At 65.3% G+C, this 18,033-nt stretch carries 17 protein-coding genes; 3 read left to right on the forward strand and 14 right to left on the reverse strand.

Features of this window, described 5'->3' with window-relative positions:
• Positions 1-63: 63 nt before the first annotated feature.
• From J5474_RS05105 to J5474_RS05130, 6 genes are read right to left on the reverse strand one after another with little or no spacing between them, the layout of a single operon-like run.
• A complete protein-coding gene (locus J5474_RS05105; RefSeq protein WP_209359724.1) occupies positions 64-1,230 on the reverse strand; it encodes a molybdopterin molybdotransferase MoeA in 1,167 nt (388 codons plus the stop codon).
• Positions 1,227-1,703, reverse strand: a complete 477-nt coding sequence (gene moaC, locus J5474_RS05110) for a cyclic pyranopterin monophosphate synthase MoaC (RefSeq protein WP_209359725.1) — start codon at positions 1,701-1,703, stop codon at positions 1,227-1,229. The genes J5474_RS05105 and moaC overlap by 4 nt, the downstream gene beginning before the upstream one ends.
• 7 nt (positions 1,704-1,710) lie before the next feature.
• Positions 1,711-2,514, reverse strand: a complete 804-nt coding sequence (gene trpC / locus J5474_RS05115; protein WP_209359726.1) for an indole-3-glycerol phosphate synthase TrpC — start codon at positions 2,512-2,514, stop codon at positions 1,711-1,713.
• The gene (locus J5474_RS05120) at positions 2,511-3,173 is read right to left on the reverse strand and encodes a uracil-DNA glycosylase (protein ID WP_209359727.1); all 663 of its coding nucleotides are present in this window, start codon (positions 3,171-3,173) and stop codon (positions 2,511-2,513) included. Before J5474_RS05120 ends, trpC begins: the two co-directional genes overlap by 4 nt.
• Positions 3,170-4,189 (reverse strand): anthranilate phosphoribosyltransferase, encoded by a 1,020-nt coding sequence (gene trpD / locus J5474_RS05125; protein WP_209359728.1) that lies wholly within the window; start codon positions 4,187-4,189, stop codon positions 3,170-3,172. The genes J5474_RS05120 and trpD overlap by 4 nt, the downstream gene beginning before the upstream one ends.
• Positions 4,186-4,767, reverse strand: a complete 582-nt coding sequence (locus J5474_RS05130; protein WP_209359729.1) for an anthranilate synthase component II — start codon at positions 4,765-4,767, stop codon at positions 4,186-4,188. The genes trpD and J5474_RS05130 overlap by 4 nt, the downstream gene beginning before the upstream one ends.
• A gap of 184 nt (positions 4,768-4,951) precedes the next feature.
• Here J5474_RS05130 and J5474_RS05135 point away from each other — a divergent pair, with 184 nt between their 5' ends.
• Entirely contained in the window at positions 4,952-6,721 is a 1,770-nt protein-coding gene (locus tag J5474_RS05135; RefSeq protein WP_209359730.1) for a divergent polysaccharide deacetylase family protein, read from the forward strand.
• Between the two features lie 126 nt (positions 6,722-6,847).
• Here J5474_RS05135 and J5474_RS05140 read toward each other — a convergent pair whose 3' ends face one another.
• The 3 genes from J5474_RS05140 to J5474_RS05150 all read right to left on the reverse strand — a co-directional run bounded on the left by J5474_RS05140 (position 6,848) and on the right by J5474_RS05150 (position 8,591).
• Entirely contained in the window at positions 6,848-7,507 is a 660-nt protein-coding gene (locus tag J5474_RS05140) for a DUF1638 domain-containing protein (protein WP_209359731.1), read from the reverse strand.
• Positions 7,488-7,661 (reverse strand): hypothetical protein, encoded by a 174-nt coding sequence (locus J5474_RS05145; protein WP_209359732.1) that lies wholly within the window; start codon positions 7,659-7,661, stop codon positions 7,488-7,490. The genes J5474_RS05140 and J5474_RS05145 overlap by 20 nt, the downstream gene beginning before the upstream one ends.
• Positions 7,662-7,886: 225 nt before the next feature.
• Entirely contained in the window at positions 7,887-8,591 is a 705-nt protein-coding gene (locus tag J5474_RS05150) for a corrinoid protein (protein ID WP_209359733.1), read from the reverse strand.
• Positions 8,592-8,771: 180 nt separating this feature from the next.
• On the opposite strand from J5474_RS05150, the gene J5474_RS05155 reads away from it, so the two are divergent.
• Positions 8,772-9,857, forward strand: coding sequence for a PA0069 family radical SAM protein (locus J5474_RS05155; protein ID WP_209359734.1), 1,086 nt, complete (start codon positions 8,772-8,774; stop codon positions 9,855-9,857).
• 43 nt (positions 9,858-9,900) lie between these two features.
• Here J5474_RS05155 and bmt read toward each other — a convergent pair whose 3' ends face one another.
• The 5 genes from bmt to J5474_RS05180 all read right to left on the reverse strand — a co-directional run bounded on the left by bmt (position 9,901) and on the right by J5474_RS05180 (position 16,200).
• Positions 9,901-10,914, reverse strand: coding sequence for a betaine--homocysteine S-methyltransferase (gene bmt / locus J5474_RS05160; RefSeq protein WP_209359735.1), 1,014 nt, complete (start codon positions 10,912-10,914; stop codon positions 9,901-9,903).
• A gap of 942 nt (positions 10,915-11,856) precedes the next feature.
• Positions 11,857-13,422, reverse strand: a complete 1,566-nt coding sequence (gene guaA, locus J5474_RS05165; RefSeq protein WP_209359736.1) for a glutamine-hydrolyzing GMP synthase — start codon at positions 13,420-13,422, stop codon at positions 11,857-11,859.
• Positions 13,423-13,491: 69 nt separating this feature from the next.
• Positions 13,492-14,751, reverse strand: a complete 1,260-nt coding sequence (locus tag J5474_RS05170) for an OmpP1/FadL family transporter (protein WP_209359737.1) — start codon at positions 14,749-14,751, stop codon at positions 13,492-13,494.
• Between the two features lie 188 nt (positions 14,752-14,939).
• Entirely contained in the window at positions 14,940-15,797 is an 858-nt protein-coding gene (locus J5474_RS05175) for a delta-class carbonic anhydrase (protein ID WP_245216246.1), read from the reverse strand.
• Between the two features lie 208 nt (positions 15,798-16,005).
• Positions 16,006-16,200 (reverse strand): hypothetical protein, encoded by a 195-nt coding sequence (locus tag J5474_RS05180; protein WP_209359738.1) that lies wholly within the window; start codon positions 16,198-16,200, stop codon positions 16,006-16,008.
• A gap of 224 nt (positions 16,201-16,424) precedes the next feature.
• On the opposite strand from J5474_RS05180, the gene J5474_RS05185 reads away from it, so the two are divergent.
• Positions 16,425-17,969: a trimethylamine methyltransferase family protein gene (locus tag J5474_RS05185; RefSeq protein WP_209359739.1), complete on the forward strand. Its 1,545-nt coding sequence runs from the start codon at positions 16,425-16,427 to the stop codon at positions 17,967-17,969.
• The last annotated feature ends 64 nt before the right edge of the window (positions 17,970-18,033 follow it).

Below are 18,033 nucleotides of genomic sequence, written 5' to 3' on the forward strand. Positions count from 1 at the left end.
GTTTGTTCTACGCATGTTCCTGTTTTGTGTCAACGCGTTTGAGGCGGAGGTTTACGAAACCGTTTACAAGGGAAGGTAGTCCAGCACCTCGCCTTTCCGTCGCGCCGGATCGGCTATGGGGCGCACCAGCAGGGCATTGGCGGTCCCCAAAACGCTCAGAAGGCTGGAATCCTGACGCTCGGCGGCTGTCAGGCCGTCCTTGTTCAACACGGCGCGCATATAGTGTTCGCGCGGCCCGTTCGGACCGAGCGGCGCGGCCAGCGGTGCGCGCAGACGTGGCGCGGAGGCCGCTGGATGTCCCAGCATGGCCCGGATCACCGGCAGCACAAAGACATGGCCGCAGACCATGGCAGACACCGGATTACCCGGCAGGCCGATCATCATGGCGTCGTTCAGGCGACCGGACATCAGTGGTTTTCCCGGGCGCATGGCGACCTTGTGAAAGGCGCGCTCCATCCCGAGGGCCTCTGCCACCGGGGCGACAAGGTCGTGATCCCCGACGGAGGCGCCGCCGATGGTGATGACCAGATCCGCATCCGCGATCAGCCCGAAGGCGTGTTCAAGCGATGCGCGGGTATCCCGCGCGATGGGCAGCAGGCGCGGCTCTGCTCCGTGGGCCGCCAGTAGTGCGTGCAGGCCGAATGTGTTCGACGCGATGATCTGGTCGGGGCCGGGTGCCTCGCCCGGCATGACCAGTTCGTCCCCGGTGGAGATCAGCGCGACGCGCGGCTTTCGCATCACCGGCACGCGGGCGATGTTCATCGACGCCAGCAGGGCGATGTCGTTCGGGCCGAGGATCCGGGGTGCATCTATGGTGGCACCTTCGGCAAAGTCGGTGCCTGCGGGGCGGATATTGTCGCCCGGTTCCAGCCTGTCGAGGATCGTGATGGTATCGCCCTGGCGGGCCACATCCTCCTGGATCACGACGCGTGCCGCGCCCTCCGGGACCGGGGCGCCGGTGAAGATTCGGACCGCCTCACCGTCGCCCACCGGGCCGTGGTGACGGTGGCCCGCGGCGCTTTCTCCGATGACGCTAAAGCGTTGACCGGGCGCAGCCTCTGTCACCGCGTAGCCGTCCATGGCGGAAGAGGCAAACGGCGGCTGCGTACGTTTGGCCGACACCGGGCGGGCCAGAGTGCGACCTGCCGCTTCGATCAGCGGAACCACCTCCGTCGGGAGCGGGCGGACCTGTGCGAACAGCCGGTCGAGAGCTTCGGAGACCGTGATCATTCCGCTTCGTAACGTCCTGATTTGCCGCCGTCTTTCAGGATGACCCGAATGCCGCCGATTTCCATTCCCTTGTCGGCCGCCTTGACCATGTCGTAGACCGTCAGCGCGGCGGTGGAAACGGCGGTTAGCGCCTCCATCTCTACCCCGGTCTGGCCTGCGGTCTTGACCGTAGCCTCGATCCGCAGTCCCGGCAGGGCGGGGTCGGGGACAAGGTCGACGGTGACCTTCGTTACCGGCAGCGGGTGGCAAAGGGGGATCAGGTCGGGCGTCTTCTTCGCGCCCATGATACCCGCCAATCGGGCCACGCCGATGACGTCACCCTTCTTGGCATTCCCGGAGGTGATGAGTTCATAGGTTTCAGGGGCCATCTTTACCCAACCGGCGGCTGTGGCAATGCGCGCGGTTACGGCCTTTTCGGAGACGTCGACCATGTGGGCTGCGCCCTGGGCGTCGAAGTGGGTCAGTTCGCTCATGGGGACCTCAGGCCGGTACGGGGTTTTTCAGCAGGGTTTCCGTCGCTTCCTGCACGTTCTCTTGCCGCATGAGGCTTTCCCCGATCAGGAAGGCGCGCGCGCCGTAGGCCGCCATGTCGGCAAGGTCACGGGGCGTATGGAGCCCGGACTCGCACACGAGGAAGCGATCCGGAGGAATGCGCCTCGACAGCTCCCGGGTTGTGTCCAACGTCAGCTCAAAGGTCTTCAGGTTGCGGTTGTTGACACCGATCAACGGCGATTCAAGCCGCAGTGCGCGGTCGAGTTCCGGGTCGTCGTGGACCTCGATCAGCGCATCCATGCCCCAGCCGCGCGCGGCGTCCTCAAGCTCCGCCGCCTGCGCGTCCGAAACGGAGGCCATGATGATCAGGATGCAGTCGGCCCCGAGCGCGCGTGCCTCCGCCACCTGATAGGTGTCGTACATGAAGTCCTTGCGCAATGCCGGCAGCGAGGTTGCCGCGCGTGCCTCCGTGAGAAAGGATTTTGCGCCCTGAAACGACGGTGTGTCGGTCAGTACGGACAGGCAGGTGGCGCCGCCCGCCTCGTAGGCCCTTGCCAGGTCGGCGGGGTGGAAATCGGCGCGGATCAGCCCCTTGGAGGGGGATGCCTTCTTGACCTCCGCGATCAGCCCGTAGCCGATGGTGGCGGCCTTTTCCAGCGCGGCGGCAAAGGGGCGCACGGCAGAGGCGTCGCGGGCCTCGGCCTCGACCGCGGCGAGCGGTTTCGCGGCCTTGTCGGCGGCGACCTCCTCCAGCTTGTAGGCCTTGATTTTGTCGAGGATCGTTTGGGTCATGGTGCCTCTCCGGTCCAGTCGATGGGGGTCTGGCCTTGCTCTGTAAGCCAGTCGTTGATGCGGGAAAAGGGGCGCGAGCCGAAAAAGCCGCGCCGCGCCGAGAGCGGTGAGGGATGTGCGGTCTCGATCACGAGGTGTCCGGACCCGCGAATATGGCGGGCGAAGGACTGCGCGTGCCTGCCCCAGAGCAGAATGGCGCGGGGGCGGTCGTTCAGCGACGAAAGCACCTGTTCGGTCAGCGCCGTCCAGCCAAGGCGGGCATGGGCTCCGGCCTGTCCCACGGGCACGGTAAGGGCGGTATTGAGCAGCAGCACGCCCTGCCGCGCCCAGTGTCGCAGGTCGCCGTTGACGGGATGGGCGCCGAGGTCGTCCTGCATTTCCTTGTAGATATTGGTCAGCGATCGCGGCAGCGGCTGGACGTCCGGTTCCACGGAAAAAGCCAGCCCGTGCGCGTGGCCGGGGGTAGGGTAGGGGTCCTGACCGAGGATCACGACACGAGTCGCTTCGGGCGAGCAGGCCTCCAGCGCCGCGAAGCGTTGCGGCGCTGGAGGCAGGATATCGGACTGATCGGCCAGTTGCGCCGCGATCCGGGGCAGATCCTGCACGAAAAACGGCAGATGCCGCCAGGCTGCGGGGGGCTGACCGGCGTCAGGCGTCATGCGCCCTGCGTGGCCTTTGCCAGCGCTTCGACCTTGGCCTTTGCGGCACCGGAATCGATAGACCGGGCTGCCTGCGCCACACCTTCGCGCAGGTCGGAAGCCTTGCCCGCGATGGTCAGCGCGGCAGCCGCGTTCAGCAATACAGCGTCTCGGTAGGCGGAGTGCATGCCATCCAACAGAGCACGGAGGGCCACGGCGTTTTCCTGCGGCGTGCCTCCGACGATGCTTTCGAAGGGGTGCACCGGCAGGCCTGCATCCTCCGGGTGCAGTTCCACCTCGCGGATGGAGCCGTCTTCCTCCAGAGACGCGACCCAGGACACGCCGGTGATTGTCAGCTCATCCGTGCCGTCTGAGCCGTGCACCAGCCAGGCGTGCTCCGAGCCGAGTTTGCCCAGCACCTCCGCCATGGGGCGGATCAGGTCGCGGGTGAAGGCACCGGTCAGCTGACGTTTCACCCCCGCCGGGTTGGTGAGCGGCCCGAGGATGTTGAATATCGTGCGCGTGGCAAGTTCCGCCCGTACCGGGCCCACATGGGCCATGGCGGGATGATGCATCGGCGCCATCATGAAGCAGATGCCCACGTCGTGCAGCGCCTTCTCGACCCGGTCGGCGGGCAGCATGACGTTGATCCCCATCTGCCCCAGCGCGTCGGCGGCCCCCGATTTCGACGACAGGTTGCGGTTGCCGTGCTTTGCCACGGTCACGCCCGCGCCCGCCACGACAAAGGCCGTGGCGGTGGAGATGTTCAGCGTTCCCTTGCCATCACCCCCGGTGCCGACGATGTCCATGGCGCCCTCGGGGGCGGCGACCTTGTTGCACTTCGACCGCATGACGGCGGCGGCGGCGGCATATTCGTCTACCGTCTCACCCCGCGTGCGCATGGCCATCAGAAGGCCGCCGATCTGTGCCGGTGTCGCTTCGCCATTGAACAGGATGGTAAAGGCGCGTTCGGCCTGGTCGCGGGTCAGCGGGCGATCGGCGGAGGTGCCGATCAACGGGCGGAGATCGTCGCTCATGCCGGCACCTTCAGGATGTCGAGGAAATTCTGCAGCATGGTGTGGCCATGTTCGGAGGCGATGCTTTCGGGGTGGAACTGCACCCCGTGGATCGGCAGCGTCCCGTGCATCAGCCCCATGATGGTGCCGTCCTCCAGTTCCGCCGTCACTTCGAGACAGTCGGGCAGGGTGGCGCGGTCTACGACGAGGCTGTGATAGCGCGTCGCCTGCAACGGCGATGGCAGGCCCTTGAAGACTGATTTCCCCTGATGGTGGATCGTACCCATCTTTCCGTGCACGATTTCGGTATGCCGCTGCACGGTTCCGCCAAACACCTGTCCGATGGTCTGATGTCCGAGGCAGACGCCAAAAAGCGGCGTGCCGGTCTCGGCTGCAGCCTCTGTTAAGGCGCAGCAGATACCCGATTGCGAGGGCGTGCCGGGACCGGGTGACAGCACGATGCCTGCGGGATTCAGTGCCATGGCCTGCTGTACGTCGATCGCATCGTTGCGCCAGACCTGCACCTCGGCGCCGAGTTCCCCAAGGAAATGCACGAGGTTGTAGGTAAAGCTGTCGTAATTGTCGATCAGGAGCAGCATGAGGGCCCTTTCTTCCATGGCCTGCGACGATTTGGCCGCCCGGGGTCTGGCGGGCAGGCCCCGGGTCGCGGTATACATGCACAGGCGGTGCTTGGGAGGTCAAGAGCCGCAAGGGCGCAGGGGCCGGGCGGTGAAACCGGTACTGCGGCGTATGGGGTGAAACGGGCAGTGAGGGGGTGCAGCCATGGCGCGGGGAATTCTGGCAGGCGTGGTCTGGGGCACGGTGGTTTCGGCCTTTGGCTTGGGGGCGCTTTCGGTCATCACGGGGCCACGCGCCCCGACGGAGCCGGTAGTGGTGCCGGTCGAGAGGTCTGAACGCCAATTCAACGCGAAACCGGAGGCCGTGCCCACGGACGAGGCCCTTTCAGCACGGGGCCAGCCGGCGGCGTTGCCTGCGGTAGAAAGTGACGTTTCAGAGGATGCCGGGGAGAGCGTTGAAGAAGCGGCTGCAAGCCCGGGTCCCGCAAGCGGGGATGCCGCTTCGGAAGGTCTGGCTGAAGCACATGAGGTTGATAAGGAACCGCTCACCCGAGTTCACCTGGAAGGGGAGGGGCAGTCGACCGGTTTGAAGCCGCCACCGTCCGGCTTTGATACGCTGGCAATCGATCAGCCCCCCGACGCGGCCACGGAGGCCCCGCAGATGGACGTGCCTGACGCGGTGGAGGACGTGACTATCCTACCGGAAACGCCTCAGGATGCGCCTCTGTACGCGGCAGCTGTGCCGGAAATTACCGAAATCGCGCAGGATACACCGGCCCAGGAAGGCACGGCACCACCCATGCCGAAGCTGGGCGAGACCCCGGACGGGCCGCAGGGCACCGAAGGGGGCACCGAACGGGTGGACGATACCGTAAACATCACCATGGTTACTGAAGAGCCGCGCGCCACGGTTGCGCCACAGCGACCCGCCCTCCCGGACACGGAGCGCGGCGCCGAGGTCGTGCCGAAACCGTTACCAAAGCCCGAGGTCATGGCCGCCGTGACCCCGACCCCGAAGCCTGCGCCCGAAGATGAGGCGGCAACGGTGGAGGCCCGCGCCGACCCGACGCCAGATCTGGAGACCCCGCCGGACATGGCTCCTGAACCTCCGGCAGAAGCGGCTCCCGAAGGCCAACCGGTTCCGCCGACGCCGCCACGGCTTGCCCGGATGGCGGGATCTTTGGTTGATCGCGAGCGCGCAGGGGAGTCTTCGCGGCTGCCCAGTATCGGTGCGCCGGAGGAGGACGGCGAAGCGCCGTTGACCGATGCAGGCCTGCTGGGTCCGGACAGTCCGCTGGTAAAATACGCCTCGCGCTTTCCGCCACCGGCGGGCGTGCCGCGCATGGCGGTGATCCTCATCGACGACGGCAGTGCCCCCATGGGGCCTGTGGAACTGGAGACCCTGCCGTTCCCGGTCAGCTTTGCCATCGCGCCCGGGCATCCCAAGGCCAGCGAGGTGGCGGAGGGCTACCGCGAGCGTGGCTTTGAAGTGTTGGCGCTGGCGGACATGCCCGAGGGCGCGCAGGCGTCTGACGTGGAGGTGGCTCTCTCCGGGCTGATGGGACTCGTGCCGGGGGCCGTGGGCGTGCTGGAGGGCACGGGCACCGGGCTGCAGGGCAGCCGTGCGGTCGCCTCGCAGGCGGCGGCCTACCTCGGTGCCTCAGGGCACGGATTGGTGATGGAGCCCAAAGGGCTGAACACCGCGCAGAAGCTGGCCTCGAAGGCGGGTGTCCCGGCGGTCACGCTGTTCCGCGATTTCGACGGTGCGGGACAGGACGAGAACCTGATCCGACGCACGCTGGACCAGGCGGCCTTTCGGGCAAAGCAGGAGGGTGAAGTCGTCATGCTCGGGCGGCTGAAAGCGGGAACGCTCTCTGCTCTGATGCTGTGGGGGCTGCAGGATCGCGGCAACAATATCGCGCTGGTTCCGATTTCAGTGGTGCTGAAGGAAGCTGTGGAGCCTGCTTTGGAATGAGCTGCACGCTGTGCCGTCGGTGGTTGCGAAGCAGTGAAGCCGGGGGCAGGTCAGGCTAAGTGATTATGTGTTTTTTCAAAAAGTAGCAGGGCGCCCGTTCACGTATGAGCGGCGCACGAGCACCTGTCAGGCGGCCGCCCAGTGTTCCAGTGTGGTCGCCAGGTCGCCGTAGCCGGTATAGCGTCGTTCGAAGGCCAGGCCGAGGCGGGCGGCGCAATCGCGGGCCTTGGCGGTAAGACTGTCATCCTGTGTCTGGGCGAGGTAGACGAGTTTCTCGTAATTGCCGAAATACATAGCGAGCAGATCCGGATGGCGGTCGAGACCCAGCGGTTTCCAGACGAAAGCGTCGAACTGCCGGGCTAGAAAGTCGGTCAGGTAAAAGGACGTGATTTCGTCGCGGGCGGCGAAGCGGCCCAGCCCGTCGAAGAACGCGTAACAATGCGGGCCTGCAACCATTTCCACGCCGAGGTCGTCGCAGGTACGCTCAAGCTCCCCACCTGTACCGCAATCGGCGTAGACTACGGCAAGCCGGTCGTAGGCGTCGCGGTGCTCGATCACGGCGTCGCGGACGGCATCGGGAATCCGGTCGGGGTGGTTATGCAGGATTGCGGGCAGACAGGTGACGTCCACATGCGCCCAGCCGTTGAGTCGGATCAGCGCAAGGATTTCGCGGGCCAGTGCACCGCAAGCGATGAGCAGCGTGCGACCGCGACCGGAGGCGGCGAACCCCTCGCTCGTCAGCCGGGCGTCGTCGGGAAGGGTGGTTTCAAGTGGTCTTGTCGTCATGGGGCACGGGAGCGGCGGCCCAGAGACCAAAAGCCGCGACGAGGATCAGGATCGCCAGCACCGCGAGCGCCCCCCAGCTCGACAGCGCCCAGAGCGCCAGAACCAGCGCAACGAGGGCCGCAAAGACCAGAAGTGCAAAAGACGTGACGGGCATGACCAATCTCCTCATGACAAGAGTATGATGCAGCAAAGGGTAAAGAAAAAGGCCATTCTACGAATTTTCCGCAATCGGCGACCGGAAAAGGGCGATGTCTGTGTGGGTCCCCATGGGGTGGCTGACCATCGTGGCTGCCCCGCCTGAGTGGCGGGGCCGGTCATTGTATGGCCGGAAGTGTATGTGCCGGAAGTGGATCCATGAGGGGGCCGTCACCCTGGAACGTCAGCCCGCAGCCATCTGGTTATGCTTGCGCGCGATAAACTGTTTCGCGGTTTCCACCGCCACGGCCGCGTCGCGGCAGTAGGCATCGGCACCGATGGCGCGGCCGAATTCCTCGTTCAGCGGCGCACCGCCCACCAGCACGATGTAGTTGTCGCGAATGCCCTGTTCCTTCATCGTGTCGATCACAACCTTCATATACGGCATGGTGGTGGTCAGCAGGGCAGACATGCCGAGGATATCGGCGTCCTCGGCTTTCAGGGCGTCGAGGTATTTTTCGACCGGGTTGTTGATTCCGAGGTCGACGACCTCGAAACCTGCACCCTCCATCATCATCGACACGAGGTTCTTGCCGATGTCGTGGATGTCGCCCTTCACCGTGCCGATGACCATCTTGCCCATACGGGGGGCGCCGGTTTCGGCCAGAAGCGGCTTCAGGATGGCCATGCCGCCCTTCATCGCGTTGGCGGCCAGCAGCACCTCGGGGACGAACAGGATACCATCGCGGAAGTCGTTACCAACGATGGTCATGCCGCCCACCAGCGCCTTTGTCAGGACATCATAGGGGGTCCATCCGCGGTCCAGTAGGATGTTCACGCCTTCCTCGATCTCTTCCTTGAGACCGTCGTAGAGGTCGTCGAACATCTGCTGCACAAGCTCGTCGTCGTCGAGTTCGGAGAGGATGATCTCGTCGTCTTCGTCTGCCATTTCGCGTTTCCTTCTTGCGGGCGCAGGGGCAAGGGTCTGTCGGGGACCGTCCTGCGACTAATCGTCGTTTTCCGTCTACGTCAATTGGCGGATTGCGACATTGGGCGCAGACAATCCGACCTGAGGCATTGAGTTTAGGGGGGGATTGTCAATGTTCCACTTACGTTCTATTTTTGGTGCATGGATGATGAGCGCCACCGTGTCGAACAGGAGCGCCGCCGGGGGCGCGCGGCGCTTACGGCGGAAGTCGGGAGATTCGAACGGTTCAGCCGGGTCGAGGTGGCAGACGGCTGGGACATCCCCGAAGAGAACGGCGTGCTGCGCACCACCGTGCGGGAGGAACGCGCGCGTTCGGTCGTCAACTACGTCGCCTCTCCGGACCTGCCGTTTGACCGATCTCTCAACCCTTACCGGGGATGCGAGCACGGCTGCATTTACTGCTTTGCCCGCCCGTCGCACGCCTACCTCGGGTTGTCGCCCGGGCTGGATTTCGAAACCCAGCTTGTGGCCCGCCCCAACGCGCCGGAGGTGCTGGCAAAGGAGCTGTCGGCGAAGCGCTACCGCGTGCAGCCGCTGGCCATCGGAACCAATACCGACCCCTATCAGCCCATCGAGCGTGACCGCGGAATCATGCGCGCCTGCCTGGAGGTGCTGCGCGCCTTCCGCCACCCGGTCGCCATCGTGACCAAGGGCGTGCTGATCGAACGCGACCTTGATATCCTCGGTGATATGGCGGCGCAGGGGCTGGTGCGGGTGGGCATATCCGTCACGACCCTGGACGCCGGTCTGGCCCGACGGATGGAGCCGCGCTGTCCGGCCCCGGCAAGACGCCTGCAGGCGGTCCGCGCCTGCGTTGCGGCGGGCGTGCCGGTGCGGATCATGGCTTCGCCCATGATCCCGGCGCTGAGCGATCCCGAACTGGAAAAGATCCTCGAAGCCGGAAAGGACGCCGGCGCCTGCTCTGCAAGCTACATCATGTTGCGTTTGCCCCGCGAGGTCGCCGGGCTCTGGCAGGACTGGCTGGCAGAGCATTACCCGGACCGGGCGGCGCGCGTCATGGGACATGTGAAGGCGATGCATGGGGGCGATGTCTACTCCGCAAAGTGGTTTCACCGGATGAAGGGCGAGGGCGTCTACGCCGATCTCGTGGCGCAACGCTTCCGCCGGGCTGTGCGGCGGTTGGGGCTTGATAGCGTGCAGCCGCGATTGCGCTGCGATCTGTTCCGGGTACCGCCGCGCCCGGGCGAACAGCTTTCGCTGTTCTGAGGCGCGCCCGGTGGCAGGTCGAGCCCCCCCGACCTGCGACATCTCAGCCGCGACGGCGGCCGCGGCGCTCTCGCGTCGGGGCCGGGGCGTCGCCCGTCCCGTCGGAGGCGGAGGAGAAGCCACCCAGCCGCGCCGCGATATCCTCCAGCGTGGGCGCCGGACCCTTCGGGCGGGTCTCCAGCGCGTCGCGCATGGCCTTCAGGTGCACCGGCATGGTGCCGCAGCAGCCCCCGATGATGCGCGCGCCGGCGTCCCGGGCAAGGCAGGCGTAATCGGCCATCAGTTCGGGCGTGCCGTCGTAGTGGATGTGTCCTTCGACGTATTTCGGGATGCCTGCGTTACCCTTGGCGATCAGCGGCCGCGTGGTGCCGGTGGCGGCAAAGCCAAGCAGCGTCCGCATCAGGTCCGATGCTCCGACGCCGCAGTTGGCGCCAAAGGCGATGGGCGGGTTCGGCAGGCCCTCGACCATCTCCACCATGGCAGGCGCGGTCATCCCCATCATCGTGCGTCCGGCCGTGTCAAAGGACATGGTCCCGCACCACGGGGCGCCGATGTTGCCAAAGGCTTCGGCCGCCGCGCGGTATTCCTCCGGGGCAGAAATCGTCTCGACCCACAGAACATCCGCGCCGCCGTCCATCAGACCCTTCGCGGTTTCCTCGAACATCTCAACCGCATCGGCGTGCGACAGGGTGCCCGCGGCGCCCATGATCTCGCCGGTCGGACCGACGGAGCCCGCCACAATGATCCCGCGCCCTGCGGCATCCGCCACCTCGCGGCCCAGTTCAGCCGCCAGTTTCGACAGTTCATAGGCACGATGGCCTGCCTCGTGCAGCTTCAGTCGCGACCGGTTGGCACCGAAGGAATTGGTCAGGAAGATGTCCGACCCTGCCTCCACCGAACCCCGGTAAAGTGCGCGGATCTTGTCCTGTTCGGTCTCGTTCCAGAACTCGGGCGCGTCGCCGGATTGCAGCCCCATGTTGAACAGGTTGGTGCCGGTGGCGCCATCGGCCAGCAGCCAGTCGCGGTCGGCCAGGGCGCGGGTAAGAGCGTCGGTCATCTGTTGGGGCTCCTGAGGGACGTTTGGGCGGGTGTTTTCACATCCCCGGTCATGACGCAAACGCATAATCTGCATGAAGGTCATGAGGCGGGCCGCATGTCCGAGCCGTGCAGGGCGAGGCGATGCGACGGCAGGCGGTCCAAAATGGCGAGTCCCGTCCGGAACAGCCCGCACAACAGCTTCATGCGCCTTGCTCCCGGCAGATGACGTATGGCAGCATGGTTGGCGTTCCGAGGGCGGAGTGCAGTGCAGGCCGACGGGGGGCGCCCTGTTCTTGTCCGGGAGGCTGCCCCGCGAAGCGCGTGACAGACGTGGGTCGCTGCGAAGGCAGGCGTCAGAGCCAGCGACCGGGCAGCGCGGTGCAGAGCCCGGCGCAGCCGAGCCTCGGAAACCTGCCCATACCCAATTTTGGCCAAAGGCGTGTCGCGGCTCCGCGATCCTGCGCCAGCGTAAGAACCTGCAGGCGGCCAGTCTCGGTATCGTACCATCTTACCACAGATGCGCCTTTTCGGGAGTGTAACGATCAGCCACCATGCGTTGCCGCGCGCGATGGCCTGTTTCCAGCGTAACGGTGCCGCCAGCGGGATGCAGCCCGACAGTTTCGCATGAAAGAGCTGTCCGAGCCGCGTCCAGTCGCGCAGCACTTCCGGATCGGCCTGCGTTCTGGAGGTGACGCGCTGGCACTCCAGAGAATGCGTTTCGGACTCCAGGGTTTCGGAATTTGTGAAACCCGCGGACAGGCGGCTGCGCAAGCACGCGTCCAGACAGCGCCGGAATGCCCGCGCCCCGTGTCGGGAATGCGTCGCCTCGCGGCTTCTTCTTGGGGAAAATACTCCGGCGGAGCCCCGAAGGGGCGGGGGGTGCACCCCAATGGCGCGCGACCGCAGGTCGCGCGCCGGTCGCCGCGCGTTGCACGGCGAAACCATCGCAAAGCCGCCCGTCTTATTCCAGTTCGATCGTGCCCGGCGGCTTCGAGGTGCAGTCGTAGAACACGCGATTCACGCCCTTCACCTCGTTGATGATCCGGGTCGAGGTCTCGCCCAGGAACTCATGACTGAAGGGATAGTAATCCGCCGTCATCCCGTCGACAGAGGTCACCGCCCGCAGCGCCAGCGCGTAGTCGTAGGTGCGACCGTCGCCCATGACACCCACCGTGCGCATGGGCAGGATTGCGGCAAACGCCTGCCAGATCTCGTCATACAGTCCGTGCTTTCGGATCTGATCAATGTAGATCGCGTCCGCCTTGCGCAGGATCTCCAGCTTTTCGCGGGTGATCTCTCCGGGGCAGCGGATCGCGAGGCCCGGACCGGGGAAGGGGTGCCGCCCGATGAAGGACGCGGGCAGGCCCAGCTCGTGCCCCAGCGCCCGTACCTCGTCCTTGAAGAGTTCGCGCAGCGGCTCCACCAGCTTCAGTCCCATCTTTTCCGGCAGGCCACCCACGTTGTGGTGCGATTTGATCGTGACCGAAGGCCCGCCTGAGAACGAAACCGACTCGATGACATCCGGATACAGCGTGCCTTGGGCGAGGAATTCGGCCCCCTCGATTCCGTCCGCGTACTTCTGGAAGACATCGATGAAGAGCTTGCCGATGGTCTTGCGCTTCACCTCGGGGTCGGACACTCCCTCCAGCGCACCGAGGAAAAGGTCCGCCTCATCGGCGTGGATCAGATTCAGGTTGTAGTTGTCGCGGAACATGGCGACGACCTGCTCTGCCTCGTTCAGTCGCAACAAGCCATGGTCGACAAAGACGCACGTCAGCTGATCGCCGATGGCCTCGTGCAGCAGGATGCCGGTGACGGAGCTGTCGACGCCCCCCGACAGCGCGCAGATCACCTGCTTGTCGCCGACCTGTTCGCGGATCTTTGCAATCATCTCTTCGCGGTAGGCGCCCATGGTCCAGTCGCCGGTGAACCCCGCCAGGCGGATGAAGTTTTCGTAGAGTGTCGCACCGTTGGGCGTGTGATGCACCTCCGGGTGGAACTGTACCGCGTAGAACCGCCGTTCCAGGTCCGCCGTCATGGCGAAGGGCGCACCCGGCGAGGTGCCATAAACCTCGAATCCCGGAGCCAGTTCCGCCACGTGGTCGCCGTGGCTCATCCAGACCTGCTCACGACCCGTTCCGTCCATGAACCAACCGTTGAAGAAATCGGTTGTCCGCTCGGAGGGCGCCACCCAGGCGCGGCCGAATTCGGCGGTGTGGCTTTCGCCCGCTTTGACGCGGCCGCCGAGGTCCTGCATCATGACCTGCTGGCCATAGCAGATCCCGAGGATCGGTACGCCGAGGTCGTATACGGCCTTCGGAGGGCGCGGCGACCCGTCGCGGGTCACGCTGTCGGGGCCGCCGGAAAAGATCACGGCCCGGGGGGCGAAGTCCTGAAGGAACGCGTCGGTGACGTTCTGATAGGGGTGGATTTCACAGTAGACGTTCAGCTCCCGCAGGCGGCGCGCGATAAGCTGCGTGACCTGCGAACCGAAGTCGATGATGAGGAGGCGCTGATGCTGGGTCATGGCGCTTCCCATAGGGCCGCGATGGCCAACGCGCAAGAGGGAGGGCCCGCCGGGGCCCTCCCGACGGCCTTACCAGCGGTAGGTGACGCCGAAAGCGGTTTCGTTCTGGGCCATGCTCACCTTTACCTTCTGGGCCACGCCGGTCAGGGCGGCGTTCGTCCCCTCCACCGAGGTGTCGAAGGCATGCGAGTAGGAGCCGGTCAGGCCCCAGTGCTCGTCTATGCGGTAGGATGCCCCGACAGAGGCGTGCCACTGCGGCGTCGCGGGGGCGAGGCTGTTCATCACCGCCGATGGCCCGTCGAAGGCTGCCGTGGCGTGGCTCACCCCACTGCGGAACGTCCAGCGCGCGTCATGGCGCCAGACTGCGCCGAGGCGAACGATATCCATGTCCTTCCATCCGAACCCCATGCCGTTCGCCGCCCCCAGCGCACCCGACGGCGGGGCGTTGGAATTACCGAGGGCGGCAATATCGGAATACCAGATGCGCTGCACTTCCGCCGTCACCGTCAGCCGGTCCAGCGTGGCGGGCGTGTAGGCCACCCCCAGTGTCGCACTGGCAGGAATGTCGAAATCACCCCCTTCGGCGAAGAGGCCGGCGTATTTGTCGAAGGGCTGCATGTCGATGCGCGTGCGGTAGCTGGCGCCAAAGGCCAGTTCCGCGGTCGGTTCCCACAGAGCCCCGACGGTCACGCCAAACCCTGTGGACCAGTCGTCGCCCTGGTTGGTTACCTTGCCGGGGTTGGCGGAAAGGCCCGCGAATGCCTCCAGTCCGGTGGCGCTGAAGCGTTGCACCGCGAGGATGGGAGCGACGCCGACCGACAGCGTTTCGCTCGCCTTGTAGCTGAGGTTCACGCTCACAAAAGCCTGTTCGAGGTTCACCCCAACCGGGTTCGACCCTGCGCCGAAGCCGGCAAAGAAGTTGGGCTCGTACTCGGTGTTCATGCCGCCGTTGGCGGTGATGAAGGCCCCCAATGCAAACCGGTCGCTGAGGACAAAATTCGCCCCGCCGCAGGGGATGATGAAGTCGTCGTTACGGCTGGTGTAACTGCCTGCGATCAGCGGGCCGCCGGGGTCGATCTCGGTCGAGCGGTCAGGCCGGAAATAGGTCAGGCAGAAGCCCGCCACATTGCCCACCTTGTGTCCCATGGCGGGGTTCATCGCGAGGCCCAGCACGCCGGCTGGCACCGCCACGCCAGCCCCGGCCATGCCCTTCGACGCACCGCCATAACCATTGGCGAAATAGCCGTTCGTCGCCTGTGCGGGCAATGCCGCGACGCAGCAGGCCGCAACCGACCCTGCGCCCAAGAGGCGTTTCATCGTGTCTGTCATGTGGGGGAACCCTCCTCCGTCCCATGGTTTCCGGCCGCGCATGGCCGGTGTGGTTCCGGCTCCTTCGTCTGACGCAAAGGTATTCCAGAATCATTATATTAGAGGTTGAGAATATCATCTGTCACCAAAAACAACCGCTGCGCTGCGGCATGACCCGCACGGCATGGGCGGCCGCGCGGGTTGGTGCATCATTGAATCGGAGCGAGAAGCTCCGGCTTGGTGACGATCTGGCGTACGCCGTGGCTGTGGGTCTCGTTAAAGATGTTGCGGCTCTGCGCCCATTCGTTCAGCGAATGCACGTCGAGCCGTGCACAGTTGGGTCGCACTGCCCATGTAACCTGCAGTGGAGAGCAGACCCGTTCGGTATACTTCGGTCCGGTGGTGGAGCCCAGGAACTGGATCGGGCGTCCGGTGCCGGTGGGGATGGCCTTTGCCTGATGGCGCCCGTTGATCTCGCCGCCGTAGTCAAAATCCATGAAATTCAGAGCGGTAGGGTCATTCACAACCAGGAAGATCTGCGCCTCGACCCGTAGTTGCGGATTGGCGCAGGCATCGGAAAGGCAGGAACCCAGCCCCTCGCCGGGGGTGATGTCGCAGGAGGTATGAACCCAGTGTACCTCGATCGTGTCGCCGGGTTTCACCCCGTGAAAGGCGTTGTGGCCGAGGAACGGGTCCTCCAGCTCTTCATGCGTCAGGTTTGGCGTCTCGTTGCACTTCCAGCCGCCGTTTTCGCCGGGACCGCCGGAGATGGTGAAACCCGGACCCCGGTGTTCGGCATTGGTATGTGTGTGGATGTTGCACAGACTCATCTGCGTTGCGGGCGGCGCCATGGCAAAGGTGCGCTGGTTGATTCCTATGGTGCTGTTCAAGTCGCGGGGCGTTTGCGGACCGTAGCCCTTGCAGGTGCCGCCCGGTGCGCCCGGCGGCGTGGCGCCGGACTCCGCTGCCATCAGCGGTTGGAGTGGCTGGGCGGCAAGCATAAGTACCGCGAGAGCCGTGGATAGAACGTGGGGTTTGGGCCAGGATCTGGGCCAGTGTTTGGGCATGGTGGGACTCCGGGTTTTGGCGTGAAACCTCACACCTGCGTCCGCGACCGGTAGCCCCCGAATCCGTGTCGCAGGCAGGCCTGCGCTAAGTCACAGCTTTAGGGAGGGAGTCCTAAGTGTTCCTCAACGCGGCCCTTGGCCTGGATAAGATTTGATCGAACGCTCGCACGGAATCGGCCCCGACCGTCCGGCCATGGACCCTGAGCGATCATTCCGGCTGCAATGGCTCTGCCGAACGGCGGCCCCGGTTTACCCAGATCGCTCCGGCAATCCAGATCACGAAACACAGAGCGACGGAAAGGCCGAAGAGCACCGCGCCGGCCACCAGACCGGCCAGCGCCACCAGCGTGCCAAGAAGCAGCACGGCGCCCATGCGGATCGTCTTCGGGGTAACACGGGTCATCTTTGCCTCCGGATCTTCATGTCTTCGCAGGACAAACGCGGGTAGCCTGTCCACCGTTCCGCCGGTGGCCGCCCCATCCCGTTCCCGTTTCGTCCCTTCCGTCCCATGTCGCTTTCACCCGTGAAGCGCCGGAAACGTCACAGGACGGGCGGGGCAGCTTCGGTAGAAGGGGGCCTGATACCCGCGGGCGCGACTGGCGTGCCCGCCAGCCACGAGGGCATGAGATGGCAGAAGCAGCAGCGCGCAAGCGGAGCAGGGGTGGCGGCGGTGCCGCGCGCCGGGCGGAGCGGACCTCGACCGCGGTGGAGACGGCGAAGTTCATCCAGCGCAACATTCCGAACTTCGAGGTGCTGAACGACGAGGCGCTCGAAATCATCGAGCACAATGCGGAAACCGTGCTTGAAGAAATTGGCGTCAACTTCGTCAACAACCCCGCCGCGCTGGCTCGCTGGAAGGCCGCCGGGGCGGAGGTGCAGGGCGAGCGCGTCCGAATCCCGCGCGGCCTTGCGCGACAGTTGTGCGGCACCGCGCCCTCGCAGTTCACTCAACACGCCCGCAATCCGGAGAGGTCGGTCGAGATCGGCGGCCGCAGTCTCGTGCTGGCGCCGGTCTACGGCCCGCCCTTCGTGCGCGACATCGATGGCGGGCGGCGTTATGCCACGATCGACGATTTCCGCACCTTCGTGAAGCTGGGTCAGATGTCGAAGTGGTTGCACCACTCCGGTGGAACCGTCTGCGAACCGACCGACGTGGCGGTGAACAAGCGCCACCTCGACATGCTGCTGGCGCATATGACCCTGTCCGACAAACCCTTCATGGGGTCGGTCACAGAACCGTCCCGAGCACGCGATTCCGTGGAAATGAGCGAGATCCTCTTCGGGAAACAGTTTGTTTCCGACAATGCGGTGATGACCTCGCTGATCAATATCAACTCGCCTTTAACGTTTGACGACGTGATGATGGGCGCTATGGAGGTCTACGCCGAAGCGGGGCAGGCGAGCATCATTTCCCCCTTCATCGTAGGCGGTGCCATGGCGCCTGTTTCGGTCGCCGGGACGTTGACGCAGGTGCTGGCCGAAGTGCTGGCGGGGGTCGCCTACAGCCAGCTGGTGCGCGCCGGCGCGCCGGTGATCTTCGGCGCATTCGTGACCTCGATCGACATGAACTCCGGTGCGCCCACATTCGGCACGCCGGAAGCCGCGCATATTACCTACGGCGCGGGGCAACTGGCCCGGCGGCTGGGTCTGCCCTACCGCTCGGCGGGATCGTTCTGCGGCTCGAAACTGCCCGATGCGCAGGCCGCCTACGAGACGGCGAACTCGCTCAACATGGGGCTGCTGGCGGGGGTCAACTTCATGCTGCACGCCTGCGGCTGGCTGGAGGGCGGGCTGGTCGCGAGCTTCGAGAAGTTCGTCATGGACGCCGATCAGCTAGGCGCGCTGCACGGTCTGGCAAAGGGCATCGCTGTCGACGAGACCGCGCAGGCGATGGACGCCATCCGCGAAGTCGGTCCGGGCGGGCATTACCTTGGCTGCGCGCATACGCAGGCGAATTTCAAGTCCGCTTTCTGGCGGTCCGAAGTGCTTGATTACAAACCGTTTGAGACCTGGAGCGAGGAAGGCGCTCGCGATACCGTGGCGCTGGCGCGGGCCCGCATGGACCGGATGCTGGCGACTTATGAGGAACCTGTCATGGACCCTGCGGTACGCGAGGCTTTGCTGGCTTATGTGGCACAGAAGAAAGCTTCGATGCCCGACGCGTTTTCCTGAACGGGCACGCGGTCAGGGGCTTGGCGCGTCGGCCTGCGGAGCTGCTGCGCACCTGAGGCAAGGA

This window comes from Sagittula salina (genome assembly GCF_017813235.1).
In the GTDB taxonomy this organism is placed as follows: Bacteria; Pseudomonadota; Alphaproteobacteria; order Rhodobacterales; family Rhodobacteraceae; genus Sagittula; species Sagittula salina.